At 41.1% G+C, this 16,035-nt stretch carries 14 protein-coding genes, 1 other RNA gene and 1 riboswitch; of the genes, 2 read left to right on the forward strand and 13 right to left on the reverse strand.

What is annotated here, in order from left to right:
• Window positions 1-66 precede the first annotated feature (66 nt).
• On the forward strand, window positions 67-921 hold the full coding sequence (locus MHI41_RS10100) for a polysaccharide deacetylase family protein (protein ID WP_342494173.1): 855 nt from the start codon (window positions 67-69) through the stop codon (window positions 919-921).
• A gap of 65 nt (window positions 922-986) precedes the next feature.
• On the opposite strand, the gene pbuX is transcribed toward MHI41_RS10100, so the two are convergent.
• The 12 genes from pbuX to MHI41_RS10160 all read right to left on the reverse strand — a co-directional run bounded on the left by pbuX (window position 987) and on the right by MHI41_RS10160 (window position 14,143).
• Window positions 987-2,306, reverse strand: coding sequence for a xanthine permease PbuX (pbuX, locus tag MHI41_RS10105; protein WP_007500846.1), 1,320 nt, complete (start codon window positions 2,304-2,306; stop codon window positions 987-989).
• Window positions 2,303-2,887 (reverse strand): xanthine phosphoribosyltransferase, encoded by a 585-nt coding sequence (gene xpt / locus MHI41_RS10110; protein ID WP_008346333.1) that lies wholly within the window; start codon window positions 2,885-2,887, stop codon window positions 2,303-2,305. Before xpt ends, pbuX begins: the two co-directional genes overlap by 4 nt.
• 118 nt (window positions 2,888-3,005) lie before the next feature.
• Window positions 3,006-3,105: riboswitch (purine riboswitch) on the reverse strand.
• A gap of 340 nt (window positions 3,106-3,445) precedes the next feature.
• The gene (locus MHI41_RS10115; RefSeq protein ID WP_065460604.1) at window positions 3,446-4,951 is read right to left on the reverse strand and encodes a carboxypeptidase M32; all 1,506 of its coding nucleotides are present in this window, start codon (window positions 4,949-4,951) and stop codon (window positions 3,446-3,448) included.
• A gap of 127 nt (window positions 4,952-5,078) precedes the next feature.
• Entirely contained in the window at window positions 5,079-7,016 is a 1,938-nt protein-coding gene (locus tag MHI41_RS10120; RefSeq protein WP_272511651.1) for an ATP-dependent DNA helicase, read from the reverse strand.
• A 75-nt stretch (window positions 7,017-7,091) separates the two neighbouring features.
• Complete coding sequence (locus MHI41_RS10125; RefSeq protein WP_017359721.1) at window positions 7,092-7,289, reverse strand: hypothetical protein; 198 nt, start codon at window positions 7,287-7,289, stop codon at window positions 7,092-7,094.
• A gap of 105 nt (window positions 7,290-7,394) precedes the next feature.
• Window positions 7,395-8,549, reverse strand: coding sequence for a class I SAM-dependent RNA methyltransferase (locus MHI41_RS10130; protein WP_206115520.1), 1,155 nt, complete (start codon window positions 8,547-8,549; stop codon window positions 7,395-7,397).
• 109 nt (window positions 8,550-8,658) lie between these two features.
• Window positions 8,659-9,040: RNase P RNA component class B (gene rnpB / locus MHI41_RS10135), an RNA gene on the reverse strand.
• 60 nt (window positions 9,041-9,100) lie between these two features.
• Window positions 9,101-9,406, reverse strand: coding sequence for a cell division regulator GpsB (gene gpsB, locus MHI41_RS10140; protein ID WP_008344631.1), 306 nt, complete (start codon window positions 9,404-9,406; stop codon window positions 9,101-9,103).
• Between the two features lie 75 nt (window positions 9,407-9,481).
• Window positions 9,482-10,024 (reverse strand): DUF1273 domain-containing protein, encoded by a 543-nt coding sequence (locus MHI41_RS10145; protein ID WP_285850555.1) that lies wholly within the window; start codon window positions 10,022-10,024, stop codon window positions 9,482-9,484.
• A gap of 49 nt (window positions 10,025-10,073) precedes the next feature.
• Complete coding sequence (gene cotD, locus MHI41_RS10150; protein ID WP_072368252.1) at window positions 10,074-10,310, reverse strand: spore coat protein CotD; 237 nt, start codon at window positions 10,308-10,310, stop codon at window positions 10,074-10,076.
• A gap of 314 nt (window positions 10,311-10,624) precedes the next feature.
• Window positions 10,625-11,872, reverse strand: a complete 1,248-nt coding sequence (locus tag MHI41_RS10155) for a ribonuclease H-like domain-containing protein (protein WP_342494174.1) — start codon at window positions 11,870-11,872, stop codon at window positions 10,625-10,627.
• 24 nt (window positions 11,873-11,896) lie between these two features.
• Entirely contained in the window at window positions 11,897-14,143 is a 2,247-nt protein-coding gene (locus tag MHI41_RS10160; protein WP_250026373.1) for a DEAD/DEAH box helicase, read from the reverse strand.
• A 160-nt stretch (window positions 14,144-14,303) separates the two neighbouring features.
• Between MHI41_RS10160 and MHI41_RS10165 the strand changes: the two genes are divergently transcribed.
• The gene (locus MHI41_RS10165) at window positions 14,304-15,422 is read left to right on the forward strand and encodes an NADH-dependent flavin oxidoreductase (protein ID WP_231131592.1); all 1,119 of its coding nucleotides are present in this window, start codon (window positions 14,304-14,306) and stop codon (window positions 15,420-15,422) included.
• Between the two features lie 49 nt (window positions 15,423-15,471).
• On the opposite strand, the gene MHI41_RS10170 is transcribed toward MHI41_RS10165, so the two are convergent.
• Window positions 15,472-15,978: a PTS glucose transporter subunit IIA gene (locus MHI41_RS10170; protein WP_065460619.1), complete on the reverse strand. Its 507-nt coding sequence runs from the start codon at window positions 15,976-15,978 to the stop codon at window positions 15,472-15,474.
• Window positions 15,979-16,035: the final 57 nt, after the last annotated feature.

Genomic DNA, 16,035 nt, shown 5'->3' on the forward strand with positions numbered 1-16,035 from the left:
ACAGTGAAAAAAGACAGAATCTACTACATGATTCGGCACAAAATTTAATTGACTGGAGTGATTGTCATGAAAAAGGTGTCCAAAAAACAAACACCCTACAACACGATATTTCTCTCGAAGATAATTGGTTTAGTGCTTCTTACACTGTTTCTCTTTTTTATCTGGGATATGTCTAAACCCCATTTGCAGGCGACAAATGGGCAAGCAACAATTGTTACTAGCAGTGACTTCCGAGACACAAGTATCAGTCTGAAAGCAAAAGATCATTCTACAAGAACATTGGATCAACAATTTAAGACCAATCCAAACCAACAGACAACGAATAAAACGGTCTTTTTAACATTTGATGATGGCCCTTCTGCTACATCAAATCAGCTGTTAAATGTCTTAAAAGCACATCAAGTGAAGGCGACATTCTTCATGCTTGGACCGCAAATCCAAGCTCACCAAGCAGCTGTGAAAAGACTTTATCAAGAAGGACATCAATTAGGGCTTCATGGCATGACGCATGATATAAACCGCTTTTATCAAAACAGTGAGTCTCCCGCAAATGAAATGAGAGAAGCTCAGCGCATTCTTGCTTCTGTTACAGGCGTTTACACCCGTCTTGTGAGAATACCTTATGGCAGTGTTCCAAATTTAACATATGATCAAAAAGTACGCTTAAACCAATATGGCTTTATTTACTGGGATTGGACGATTGATAGCCTTGACTGGAGATATAAAAACTCACAATATGTTCAAGAGGTATTGAATCAACTGCAAATGTTTGAGAAAAATAAACCATGGGAACCAAAAGTTATTTTAATGCATGATCAACCCTCTACCACGAACTATTTAGATAGCCTGATTACACAACTAAAAGCAAGGGGCTATACATTTGCAGTCATTAACGAAACAATGCCGCCGGTACAACATTAATAGCGCTAATCACAATAAGCCCGTATCCAAAGGATGCGGGCTTTCAGCTCTCCAAAGAGAAGTGATTACATAACAGATTGCTTAGGTTCTTCCATTAGCTCCTGCTCTGTTTCTTTTTTAAAAGGAATCATGTGATAAATAATATGAAGCAAAATAGCGGTAAAGCTTCCGGCGACAATTCCGTTACTTGTTAACAATTTAATCGATTCTGGCAAATGCTCAAACATTTGCGGTACAACCGTTACTCCTAGCCCGATGCCAACTGAGCATGCGACAATGAGCAAGTTTTCTTGTTTTGCAAAATCGACGCGCGAGAGCATTTTAATCCCGTACGCAATGACCATCCCAAACATGGCGACCATTGCACCGCCTAGAACGGACTTTGGAATAATCGTTGTAAATGCCGCGATTTTAGGAAAAAGGCCAAATACCATTAATAATACCCCTGTCACCACAATGACCTGATTTTTCTTCACACCTGTTAACTGGATCAATCCAACGTTTTGGGAGTAGGCTGTGTATGGAAAAGCGTTGAAGATACCGCCTAATAAGACGGCAATTCCCTCTGCACGATATCCCTTTGCTAAATCCTTCTCTTTTAATGAACGATTCGTTAAATCTCCGAGCGCAAAGTATACACCCGTTGATTCGACTAATGACACAATGGCAACTAATGTCATTGTCATGATTGGTGCAAATTCAAAAGTAGGCAACCCAAAGTAAAAAGGCTCAATGATGCGGAAAACTTGTGCATTCGCCACTTCTGCCGTCTCCACCTTCCCTAAGAAAGCAGCAACTGCTGTTCCGAGTAGAATGCCGATTAAGATGGCAATGGCTTTCATGAATCCCTTTGTAAATCGATAGAGAAGGACAATGATAAACAATACAAGAAAAGCAAGTCCAAGATTCTCAAAAGAACCATAGTCTGCACTTCCTTCACCACCTGCCATATTGTTCATGGCGACCGGAATTAAGGTAATTCCAATGATCGTGACAACGGAACCTGTGACAACGGGCGGGAAGAATTTCACAAGCTTCCCAAAGAAAAATGAAAGAGCAATGACAATACACCCTGCGGCGATAATACTTCCATATATAGACGAAATTCCATATTTAGAGCCAATCGCAATCATAGGAGATACCGCAGTAAATGTACAGCCTAGTACAACAGGCAAACCGATGCCAAAAAAGCGGTTTTTCCATACTTGAAGCAGTGTGGCGGCACCGCACATGAAAATATCCGCCGAAATTAAGTACGTCAGCTGGGCTGGCGTGAGCCCAAGCGCATCTCCAACAATGAGCGGGACAAGAACCGCACCTGCATACATCGCCAGTACATGCTGTATCCCTAGCGAAAGGGTTTTAGCTTTTTTAGCGGCACTCATGATTGTACCTCGCGTACAAACGTGACTTTTCCTTCCTCGAGCGATTCGATACGTGCGAGTGACTCGACTCTATAGCCCATTTGCACAAGCTCTTTTCTTCCAGGCTGGAATGATTTCTCGATGACAATTCCAAAACCAGCTACTTTTGCTTTCGCTTGCTTTGCGATTGCGGCTAGTCCCTTAGCTGCTTCTCCATTTGCTAAAAAGTCATCGATAATTAACACACAATCATCCTCACTAAGGTGAGTGTTAGAGACAGCGATCGTACTTTCTACTTTTTTGGTAAAAGAATACACACTTGCTGTCAAAAGGTTATCCGTTAAAGTCAGTGATTGCCGCTTTCGGGCAAAAACAACTGGCACATGAAGGGCAAGTCCAGCCATGACAGCAGGTGCAATACCAGAAGATTCGATCGTGATAATTTTAGTAATCCCATCATGCTTAAATAATCTAGCAAACTCTTGACCGATCTCATGCATCAACACAGGATCAATTTGATGATTTAAAAAAGCATCTACCTTTAGCACTTGATTTGACAGAACGATTCCTTCGTTCTCGATCTTTTGACGTAACAATTCCATCATTCTTCCTCCCAGCATATTAGCAACTTTCATTTTTTTGCATAAAAAAAGCATTGCTGTCCATTAAGGAGCAAGCAATGCGAAAACGATCCACGGGATCTTCAGCTCATACAAAAGCTGTTTCATTTTGCTCACTCATAGTCGGACGGTATCGGTGTCCGGTAGAAACTTGCGTGCCTTCATCACGCGATTATATGAGTGTTTCATAGTGTTCAAATTATAACAAGATTTCAGACACTTGGAAAGCACTTTTCTAGAAAAATACCGAACTTAAATAATCATTAAGCTTTAAACGTTCGTTTTTAGAATATTCAACCAGCAAAAAAGCACCCTTCTGATTAAAGGGTGCCTCAGATTGTTGACAAAGGGCTAAAATGAACTTTATTTTAGCCCTTTGTCTTCTTTTCAGCGTGATAGAAAACCTTTGCAGTCTAGGAAGGGCGAGCACCGGAGCAGAGCGAATTTAACATTCGTGAGCACCAGCACGCAGGACTGACAACGAATGCGAGGGTTTGTCTACACACTGAAGCACCCTTCTGATCAAAGGGTGCCTTTCATTTATGATAAATATAGTTTCGTGTACTTATCTGTTAAATAATCAATTAAGTATTGAACATTTAATTCTTCACCAGTTGCGTCTTGAATGATTTCAGATGGCTTTTTCCGTTTTCCATGCTGATGGACATGTTCAGTTAGCCATTCTTTTATCGGTGCAAAAGACCCATTTTGAATCAGTTCATCAAAATTCGGTAAATCTTTGATCATTTGCTGCTTTAATTGCGCCGCATACATATAACCAAGTGCATATGAAGGGAAATAACCAAAACTACCATCTGACCAGTGAACATCCTGCAAAATACCAAGCGCATCGTTAGGCGGCGTAATGCCAAGATATGCTTTATATTTTTCATTCCATAACGCTGGCAAGTCTTCAACGGCTACTTCTTCATTGAAAATGGCCTTTTCAATTTCATAGCGAATAATAATGTGAAGCGGATACGTGAGTTCATCTGCTTCAATTCGAATGTAAGTCGGCTTCGATTCATTCACCGCATGCACAAATTCTTCTAAAGTGACATCTTTAAATTGTTCAGGAGATGCCTCTTGCAGTTTTTGATAATACGTTTTCCAGAAATCTTCATGTCTGCCGATAAAGTTCTCAAAGAAAAGAGACTGTGATTCATGAATACCCATTGATGTCCCGTCGCATAAAAGCGTTCCGCTCAGTGCCTCATCAATATTTTGTTCATAAATGGCGTGGCCGCATTCGTGAATGGTGCCAAAGATCGCCATGCGAAAATCGTGCTCATCATAACGCGTCGTCACACGTACATCCCCTCTGCTTAATGTCACAGCAAATGGATGAACCGTTGTATCAAGTCGTCCTGCGTCAAAGTCATACCCTAACTCTTTTAAGAAAAAGAGACTCAGCTCTTTTTGTTTGTCGATCGGGAAGCTTTTCGATAAAAATGATGTATCTGGTTTATTTGGCGAAGCTTCAATTTTTTTCACGAGAGGAACGATGGCGTCTCGAAGTGCGCCAAATTTTTGATCGAGTTGTTCAACCGTCATATCCGGCTCATAATTATTGAGCAGCACATCATATGGCGTTTTTTTCACGCCCCAGTATTGAATGAAACGCTTGTTAAAATCAATCAGCTGTTTTAAATAGGGCGCAAATAGTGAAAAATCTGATTTCTCCCTTGCTTCTACCCAAACATGTTCTGCTTTTGATTGTAGAATGGAGTATTCTTTAAATTCTTCTTTTGGAATTTTACTGTTTTCATCATATTCTTTTTGCGATAATTCGAGTGCCTTCTGTGTGTCTTTTGACAGCTCTTTTTTTTCTTTATTTAAAGCATCAAGAAGATCTTTCATTTCATCAGAAGTCTTCATATTAAAGATATCGCTGGATAATTGACCGATGGTTTCTGCTCTGAAATCAGCGCTTTTTTTAGGCGCTTGTGTTCGAGAGTCCCAATAAAGTAAATGAAGCGCCTCTGTATAATGGGCGATTTTTCCTAGTAATTGATAAAACGCTTTCTCTTTTGATTCAAGACTCATGCGTTCGTTCCCCCAATCAATAAAATATGTATGTACGTTTCAAGGCTACTTCAATAAATGTTCTTTTGTCAATGAAAAAGGAGGATACGCTGCTCGTATCCTCCTTTTGTTGAATCATTTTCTATTATTAAGAGATAACTGGCCTCACTGGAAGAACGGATTCAATTTTACTTTGTAGCTCAATATCTTTCTGACTGCCAAAGTAAATATGAATGCTGCCAGCATCTTGGCTTGTCCGAATCAGTCTCCCAATACCTTGCCTTAGACGAAGCAGCATGTATGGAAGGTCCACTTCAGTAAATGCATCTTTCGCTTCATTCCGTTTTGCTTCAAATACTGGGTCATGCGGTGGATATGGAAGTCCCCAAATGACCACATTTGTTAGAGAATGTCCTGGAATATCCAGCCCTTCCCACAGGTGAACGGAACATAACACAGATGTTTCATCTGCTTGGAACTTTTGAACAATGGTACTGATCTCCTCGTCTCCTTCAAAATACACATGGAAAGGCAGTGATTCATTTGATGCATCGAGCTGCTTTCTAAATACATGCAGTTCATCAAATGAAGGGAATAAAATAAGAGATCGACCGCCATTTTCTTTCACCTGAGCCAGCACGTGCTGACCTTTCACATCTGACTCTGTCATTGAGTGCTGAATTCCGTGGAAATACATTTGCATTTGCTCCTCATAATCATACGGCGAAGCCACACTCATGGATAAGTAATCTTTGATCCCAAGGCTTTCAGCTAAATAATCAAATGATTGGTTTTCAGACAATGTTGCAGACGAGAAAATATAAGGGATTTTTTGCGAAAATACCTTTTCACCTAGCACTTCTGCTACCGTTTTTGGCATGACGACAAAGGTTGTATCTAATTCCTGCTTCTCCAGCCAGCTAATGGCATTTTTCTGATAAAGCGACAGAGAATACGCCATCTGTTCAATGTACTCTTCCACAACAGACAATTCATATTGATCAATTGTGTACATCTCTGATTCAAATACGAGCGCTTCTCCAATCTTCTCAAGCAAATCACATAATTCACTTGCTGAACGCTTCACCTCATCTACACGACCAATTTCAAGACGGTGTGATCCTTTGATTTCTTTGGCATTCGTTTTTAAGAGGTAAAAGAATTGATCGTTTGTTGCAAGTGCATCTTCAACAAGTTCTGCAAACTCTTCACGAATATCATTTTGCAAAAGACGCTCCAAAAACGTCTCTAGTGTTGATTGCTTCACTCGGTATGTTAGCGCTTTTTGTGCTGCAAACTCAAGAAGATGTCCTTCATCAAATACAACAGAGCTATGCTCAGGAAGGAGCGGCAGCTGTCCTTCACGTTTACGTGACTCCTTTGTCCATACATGCTCCATGTAAAAGTCATGAGAACAAATGATGAGGTCTGTGGCTTTTCGGTAATGGTCTCTTGATAAATTCAAGCCACAGCGGTGCCGCATGTCGCACGTTAAGCAGTCCTGAAAAGAGTCATAGCCAATTCTTGACCACTCATCATTTGTTAATTCTGGATACTCTTTTCGATCGCCATACGGATAAAATGTCTGCATCCCATGAGATTCATGAACAAATGAAGGAAGCGATTCATAAATGTCGAGCCACTTCTCATCATCTTCACGTTGCATCGTTTTCTCTAGTTTCTTTAAGCATAAATATTGATCATGCGATTTACTTAATCTCGCATCTATTTGAATATCAAGGTGATTGGCAATTTTATAGATATCACCTTCTTGTTTGACCAGCTGTTCAATTAACGTTTCGTCTGCACATGCAATGATCGCAGGTTTCCCTGTATATCTTGCATATGTGACCGCAAATAAAAGGTAAACGATTGTTTTGCCTGTGCCTACCCCAGCTTCGGCAAACATCACACTTTTTTCTTTAAAGGCTCTTTCTAACTGAAAAGCCATGAATATTTGTTCATCTCGAAGATCAAAGCCCTTTTCTGGCAAGATGTCATAAAACACATCACCAATCCAGTTGCCCAGTTCTTCGTAAAAATTATGTTCTTTTGTTAATGAAAAAGGCAAACGAGATGCTGTCACCTGCTCCAACCCCCAACTTTTGAATCATTCAGACATTCAATAGTAACATTTATGCTGGGGTATGACAATCTTTTTTTAAGAGCGCAGGCGATGCTGGTAGCTTTCCTTCATTAAAAATGCGTGCTCTGAATGGTCTATGTAGTTTTGAGCCATTGCTAAGTTCTCGATGGCTGCCGTAAGTTTAGCAGATTGTCCTGTTTCAATCCCCTCTATTTCTCGGGCTGTTGAAGCGAGTGCTTTTTGAATTAACTGAAATTGATCATAATGAATCATGAAGACACCTCTTTTTTTAAAATCAAGTTCAGTTTATTCCGTCCCATCAAGACTTATACCTGTTTAGCATAAAAAATCCACACCTTCTCGTGGTGTGGACATTTGTTACGATTCAGTTGTTTGCTTTCTAGGCCGGCGTTTTCCCCAGTATTGATAATAGTCTGTTTTAATAAATCCATTAAACAGTTTTCTCTTTTTCGTCGCTTTTCTTCCGAAACACTCTTCGAATTTTTCATGTGACGTTAAAATGTAAATGGACCACGTATCTAGGTTCTTCAATGCTTCGCCCATGCCTTGATACATTTTTTCCACAGCTGGCTTATCGCTGAGACGTTCACCGTAAGGCGGATTTCCGACAATCACACCATACTCATCTTTTGTTTGAAAGTCTTTCACTTGCATTTGCTTAAATTGAATCAGTTCACTAAGTCCAGCTTCTTCTGCGTTCAGTTTCGCAATCTCTACCATACGATGATCAATATCGCTCGCGATAATGCGAAGCGGCTGATCATAGTTCGCCTTTTCTTCTACTTCAAGGCGTGCTTTGTTCCAAACGTCCTCACCGATCCATTCCCATGATTCAGATGCAAATTCCCGGTTAAATCCAGGGGCAATGTTTTGTCCAATCATCGCTGCTTCGATGGCAATTGTTCCTGATCCGCAAAAAGGATCGACAAACGGACGGTCAGGTGTCCAGTTCGTTAATAAGACAAGCGCCGCTGCAAGGGTTTCTTTAATCGGCGCCCCGCCTTGATCTGCACGGTATCCACGTTTATGAAGACCCACACCAGACGTATCGAGCGTCAGCAATACTTTATCTTTTAAAAGTGCTACCTCGATTTTGTATTCAGGGCCCGTCTCTTCTAGCCATTCAGACTGTATGTTGTAAGATGATCTAAGTTTTTGCGCGATAGCCTTTTTGACGATACGCTGACAATCCGGCACACTGGCAAGCTGAGATTTAACAGATTTACCAATGACAGGGAATGTACTATTTTTCGGTAAAAAAGCGGCCCAGTCAATGGCTTTTGTCTGCTCAAAAAGCTCGTCAAATGTCCTGGCCGAAAATTCAGCAACTTGGACTTTGATTCGGTCTGCTGTACGCAGCCATAGATTCGCACGGCAAATGGCAAGTGCATCTCCTTGAAAAATGACTTTTCCGTTATCTACGGTGCACTCATACCCGAGGTCTCTTACTTCTTTTGCAACAATCGCTTCAATTCCCATTGGCGCTGTTGCGATGAGTGTATAGGTTTTCATTTGTTTATCACCTGTTTTCTCGTTCTATTCTGTAATCAAGATAAAAGCTCTCCATATGTAGAAATAGGAGAGCTTTGATTTCATCATGTTTATGATAACGGATATAACGTTCTGTAAGCCATGTTTTGTTCCATCGTACTGCAAACGGCAAAAGCCTCGTACTCAGGTGGTAATCATCTATCTACAGAATTCTCTGTCCTTCTCTCCGTTTGGTTCCTTTGAGAAAGTTCCCCTACCAAGTTTGGGTTTCTCGCTCGAGGGGTTTACCGCGTTCCACTCTCACCATTTCTAGTGAGACTTCGTCACTGTGGCACTTTCAAGGATACTTTGCCATATCCTAAAAGGACGTAGGCATTTTTCCTGCCGTCAGCCTTTCCCAGGCTGCCCTGGCTTATTTTTTCGCCAGGCACGAACACTACGGGCATCTCAGCACCGTGCGAGCATGGACTTTCCTCTGCAATGTCAAAGCATTACAGCGATTACCCGAACGTTAATCAACATGCGTTATTATAAACGACAATGTCATCTGACACAAGCTTTTTTGGTATTACTCAATCATAAAGTTTGCTGCCGAAAACGTGTTTCTCAAGATTAGATAGTCTTTTTAAAATATCAAAGTTTGTTGTATTGGACTGTGCAGGCTGTCTTTTCCCTTGCTCAACCGCTTCTTCAAGCTGTTTTGACAAGTGAAGATTTTCTTGTTGGAGTTTTTCAATTTCTTGATGGAATGTCTCATAGTCTTTAATGACCATATCTAGAAATTTATCGACTTCTTCTTGTTTATACCCTCTGACACCTGTTTTAAATTCTTTTTCTAAAATTTCTTTCGCAGAAAGCTTTACTTTATCAGCAAGCATCTTTTTCACCTCATATCGTGAATTCATAGTATATTTTTTCAGAAATACGTGACGTTGTCAAATTTTCTCTTGCTTTTAGTCAAAAAACGGATCTTCCGCCTCAACCTGTGCTCTTAAATCATCCATTGTGATATACATAATTGGGTAGTCGGTATAGGTTTCAGCTTCTTTGATCATATATTTTGGCGAGCCTTCATGCTCGGGATCATATAAGACGAGAAGACCGTCCGTTTTTTCAATAAAAAAGCGGTTCTTTTGTTTAAATTGTGCCGGACTTTCATACGGTCTATGCGTGACACTTTCTACAAAATCAGCTTGTGCAAGAACGCCTTCATACAGCTCTTTATTTTGTTCATTCCAGCGCTCTTCCTGTTCATAAAATGGTGTAATGACAGCAAGTTTTAAATCTGGGTACTCCTCTTGAAGCTCAAAGACCACTTCAGCTGTCCATATTTCTGCCCCTAACTGACCTGAAATGAGCACCCATTCCAGCCCGTCTTCAATGAGTGCCGCCAGCCTTTTCCGAAGTTCCGCTTTTATGTATTGAAGTGCAGGCTCGTCTTGTTTGAAGATCCCAAGCTCAAATGGCTTGTACCCTGTGACAGCGATAATTTTCATTTTTTCACCTGCTTTTAAAAAAAGGGACTTATAAAAGTCCCATTTCACTTTATCTGTTACAGCAAGGTCCACCGCAGTTAAAGTGTTGATGTGTTGCCGGGTCCACCTGAGAAAACGTATGCGGGAAGTAGTGAACATGTTGGAAATTTTGGTGATGAACATTTGTTACATGCTGCGGGTGGATGTGCGGCACAATTGTAGTTGACTCACTATGCGTACAGCAGTGATTCGTTGGATGTACAATTGGCTGTGTAACATTTGGATTGCAATGATGATGATGGTACATGTAGCATTCCCCTCTCCTTGATTTTCTTACATTAACAATGTATGAATCAAGAGGTGTACATGTACTAATGCATTAACCTATTTTAAAAGTTTGCAAGAAAAACATCTTTATAGTTTGAAAAAACAAAAGCGACCAATATGACAACAAGAAAAAACAAGTAGAAAAGACCCTTATACATGCTCTACGCTCCTCATTCAATATCTAACGTTATTTTACAGGATTCGTGACTTTTCTACAATAAAAGTGCTAAACAATTTTTATTTTCGGCCGAGAGCCGAACGTTGTCATTTTTTGCGCTTTCCCAGGCAATAATTTCATTGCCTAGCTTTTCTTAAGAGCCGCTTTTCTCGCTTGTCAAGTTCCACAATGTCTCGTTCACTTAAAGACGATTGTGATAACAATGTTTGGGTAATGGAAAGGGCTGCTTTTGGATCTTTTTGACGGTGTTCTTCATACTTTGCAAGCTCTACACCCGCTTTTAATCTTACATGAACATCACTTGATTCAAATAGACGTCTCCATATGCATGCCGCTTCATCCCATTGTTTTAATCGCTTGTACTGTAACGATAGATCATAAGCTGCTTGATCCGCATGCTCAAACGCTGCTCCCGTTAATTCTTGCAGGTGCTTTGTTGCTTCCTGCACATCACGGTGAGCAAGATGCCACTTAGCTAATGCATATTTCTCATCGTCTTCCTTCACCGCATCTTTAGATAAGATTTTTTTAGACAAATGAATGTAGAGACTGATTAACGATAAGACATCAAGTTCATTGTGAGTCAAAATTCCTTCAATCAGTTTCGGGTTTTGTTCCTTTAAAAAGTGAAAATAGATCATTGGTGCGAGGAACCCCGGTGTATCTCCCTCTCGATTGACGTGCAGTTCCTCTTTTTCTACAACCGAAAGAGCCATACGCTCATATTTATGTTTCCACAATCTCCTTGACCCATGCAGAAGGTCAAAATGACCAAATTCAGGTAGAGCAGGTATTTGATCGCGTAATAATGTATGCCTCGTTTTGACTTGAGGCCAGTCAAATGATTTTCCATTATATGTCACAAGTGATTCGACATCCACCTCACTAAGAAAGCTTTTGTAAAGTGCCGCTTCATTTCCTGGATTCGTGAGCAGATGTTGTTTTACCACCACTTTATCTGAATAAACTCTCGCATGCCCAAGCAAAAAAATCATATTTCCCGTTCCGCCAGATAGTCCTGTTGTTTCTGTATCGAAGAAAAATAGCTCGTGAGGCTTGTAGCCTTTTGCAGAAAGAGAATGCTGAATCTCACTTTTGTTCCATGCACTCACCATCTCCGGCAGTTCTGCAAATGAATATCGCCCATGCTGATGGTCAAGTGGATAGGTCACTTCCCGAATGAGGCAGAAAGAGTCTTCAAAGTAGTAGGGAGCTGCACCTAATTCCCCCCACTCTTTTAGAAATGGAATGGTTTCAGCCGTTACAGTGTGCGTTTGTCCCTTTTTTACTGCCCCACGCTTTTCATCTGACTGATTGTGCGACAGGTGTTTTTTCATTCTGTTTAATTTTCCTTTTAATGACATGAGTAGGTCTATTCCTCCTTTCCCTTAAAATCCTGCCATCAATTGAATGATACTGCTTTTTCCATTGATCTCTTTCATTTCCATGCCAATACAAGATGGGCAGCCGTTCTCGCAGCTGCATCGCTCAATCAGCTGAGTGGCTGCACAGGCAATTTCATCAAAGCGAGCCTGGACCTCTTTACTTAAACCGATTCCACCTGGGTAATGATCATATAAAAATACGGTCGGTTTCCCGGTATGGGCTGCCTTTATTTGAGAAATGACATGAATGTCTGAACGGTCACACATGACAAACGCCGGAACAATATGCTGAAGAACATTGGCAATACCGAGCAAGAGCTGTTCAAGTGTTTTTTCTTCAAATGTCCGTTCTGCTTCATGTAATTCAAACCAAGCAGCACTCGTATGAATCTCTTCTTCAGGTAAGTGAATCGGGCCGGAACCGATATTTTCCCCAGTTGATAATCGAATTTTTTTGAAAATGGTCGGCATTGCATTGACGGTCACATCACCGTAGTGAACAGATACCGCCTCTTTCTCTGTTGTTTGATCAATTTCAAGCACCTTGAGCTGAACTGCTAAATTCGCATCTGTATAATATTCTACATCGACTTGTTTCACATAAGCCTTAAGATGCTCATAATCTAGCTTTTCCACTTGATACTGAACCCCTTCATGTAAATAAATCGCTTCATCATGAAGTAAGGTCATCGCACTGAATCGATCCATCTCCCCAATAATTCGAACGTTCGCTACATCGGATTGATCGACAATGACGACATTTTCCTGACTTGCAGATCTCAGACTGATGCCATGAGCCGGGAACGATTGATCTGACCAATAATAACGGTTCCCGCTGAAATGAAGAACCCCTTCTTCATGTAAGTATTGCAAGATTTCTTCTACTTCCATACTGCCAAACTGTTCATCTTCTCGAAACGGTAGCTCGTAGGACGCACATTTTAGATGATCGACTAAGATGATAAGGTTCTCAGGATTGATTCTTGCCGATTCAGGTGGTCTGTTAAAGAAGTATTCAGGGTGTCTGACAATATATTGGTCAAGTGGCGATGAGCTTGCGACCATGATAATGAGTGCTTCCTCATGACGCCTTCCAGCTCGTCCTGCCTGCTGCCACGTACTCGCTACACTGCCAGGATATCCGGTCATAATACAGACTTTTAGCTGTCCAATATCTACTCCTAATTCTAGTGCGTTTGTGCTGACAACACCGAGAATGTCTCCTTCCCTTAAACCTTTTTCAATCATGCGCCGCTCTTTCGGCAAATAGCCCCCGCGATAACCACGGATCGATTTAGGACCAATTTCTTTTTTCACTAGTTCTTGAATATGACTTAGGATGACTTCAACTCTTACCCTACTTCTAGCAAAAACAATCGTTTGAATTTTTTCTTTTAAAAATGTTTTAGCGAGCTGATTCACAACAGTGGCCGCACTTTGTCTAATATTTAATGGCTTATTGACGACTGGCGGGTTGTAAAAGACAAAATTCTTTTTACCGCTAGGCGCTCCGTTTCGTTCAATGAGATGCACCTTGCTTCCGGTCAGCTGCTCTGCAAGCTCTTTCGGATTCGCAATGGTCGCTGAAGTACAAATAAAGGTCGGGTCACTTCCATAAAATGCACAAATTCGCTTTAGTCTACGAATGACATTGGCGACATGACTGCCAAACACGCCTCGATATGTATGAAGCTCATCAATGACAATATACTTTAAGTTCTCAAATAAACTGACCCATTTCGTATGGTGAGGCAAAATCGCTGAGTGCAGCATATCTGGATTTGTAATGACAATATGTCCTGCCTGTCTGACGCGCTGGCGAATCGCTGGGGAGGTGTCCCCGTCATAGGTTTCACTGTGAATTGGAACATCCATCTCATGAATGATTTCGTTTAATTCACTTTTTTGATCTTGCGCGAGTGCTTTTGTTGGAAATAAATAGAGGGAGCGGCTTGTCTGATCTTCTGCGATCGACTGAAGAACTGGCAGATTGTAGCAAAGCGTTTTACCTGAAGCTGTAGGTGTCACAGTCACCACATTCTCACCATCCATCACACGTTCAAAGGCTTCCTTTTGATGAATGTATAGTTCGCTCACACCTCTTTTTTCAAGCGCCACTTTGAGCCTGTCATTTACTCTTTCAGGAATTGGAGAAGTCAGTGCAGGCTTCGCTTCAATTTCATGCCAATGCTCGACCTGTTCGTCTTTTTTTAAATCTTCTATGAGTTCGTTCATTGTTTTCTTCTTCATCTGGTATCCACCTCTCATTCTAGTGTACCGAATATTTGTTTGCATGACTAGGCGGCAATTTTTTGATGCGCCGCTTGTGAGCAAATATTTTGATGTGTTGTAACAGGATCTATTACACTTCTATAGTGAAATGATTTTATTAAGGAAGAAGATGATGAGATTGAAAAACGAATTTAAGCCTTTATTTGAACCTTTTACATTCCCGGGGGGTGCCTCTATTGATGGCCGTTTAGTCGTTGCACCAATGACACACTTCGGTTCTCATGAGGATGGCACGATCTCAAAGGAAGAAATTGATTTTATTACCGCTAGATCAAGTGAAATGGGCATGGTCATCACCGCATGCGCAAACGTGACGCCAGATGGTAAGGCGTTTGAAGGACAGCCTTCTATTGCAAGGGATGAAGATATACCTGGCCTTCAAAAGCTTGCTTCTGCGATTCAAGCGAAAGGAACAAAAGCCATTATGCAAATTCATCATGGCGGCTCTCAGGCTCTCCCTCATTTAGTCCCAAACGGTGATGTCGTTGCGCCAAGTGATGTATTCAAAGATGGAAAACAAATTGCGAGAGCTTTGACAGAAGAAGAAATTCCTCACATCATCGACTCGTTTAAAGAAGCAGCAAGGCGCGCGATCCAAGCAGGATTTGATGGGATCGAAATCCATGGAGCGAACGGATATTTATTACAGCAATTCTACTCCCCGCATAGTAATCAGCGTACAGATCAATGGGGCGGAAGCGAAGAAAAGCGTCTCGCATTTCCAATTGCAGTAGTAGATGCAGTGAAAGAAGCAATCAAAGAGCATGTAACAAAACCATTTATCTTTGGATACCGATTATCACCTGAAGAACCAGAAACACCTGGTTTAACCATGACAGAAACATTTACTTTAGTAGACGTACTTAAGACGAAAAACCTTGATTACTTGCATATTTCTTTAATGGAGATTGACGCTAAAGCAAGACGTGGTGCTGATACAAGTAAGACGCGGATGGAGCTATTAAAAGAGCGCTGTGGTGACACGCTTCCACTCATCGGTGTCGGCAGCGTCATTACAGCTGCGGATGCACTGAATGCATACAATCAAGGGATTCCACTCATCGCTGTTGCAAGAGAAGTCATTGTTGATCCCGATTGGGCAGTAAAGATTAAAGAAGGCAGAGAAAACGAGATTGAAACCGTCATTAAACGCAGTCAAAAAGACAAGTACTTGATTCCAGAAGGTTTATGGACTGTCATGGAAGCAAGTAAAGGCTGGGTTCCAATGGAGGATTAATCTCCTCAATAAAAAAACTACCCTATCAACTCAGGGTAGTTTTTTTGGATTATTTCATTTTCACTGTAAAAAGTTTGGACGTCTGCTTTTCTACAGAGCCCTTAGGTTCTTTGGTAAGATGTTCTACTAAATCACCATTCATGATGACAATTGGTGTCACTGTGCTTGCCGCTTTTTCTTCGATCAGCGCTAAATCACACGTAATGAGAGGATCACCTGCTTTCACTTTATCCCCTTCTTTTATGTGTGCTTCAAAGCCTTCACCATTTAATCCAACCGTTTCAAGTCCGATATGAATCAGAAGCTCAAGCCCCGAGAGTGTTCGAATCCCAATTGCATGTTTTGTATGGAAGAGTTGAATAATTTCACCATCTACTGGTGACACAATGGTGCCGTTTTTTGGTTTTACAGCTACGCCGTCTCCCATCATCTTTTGAGAAAAAACGGGATCTGGTACATCGGTCATATCCATTAACTCTCCATCAACTGGAGAATAAATGACTTCTTCCTTTACATCATCTTGGTTTTTTCCGAAACCGAATAATTTTTTCAGCAATGTTCATTTGCTCCCTTCAAGCTTTGCTTCTAGATCTATTTAGCGTATAAACACCTT

Source organism: Bacillus sp. FSL M7-0307, assembly GCF_038627835.1.
Taxonomy (GTDB): Bacteria; Bacillota; Bacilli; order Bacillales; family Bacillaceae; genus Bacillus; species Bacillus altitudinis.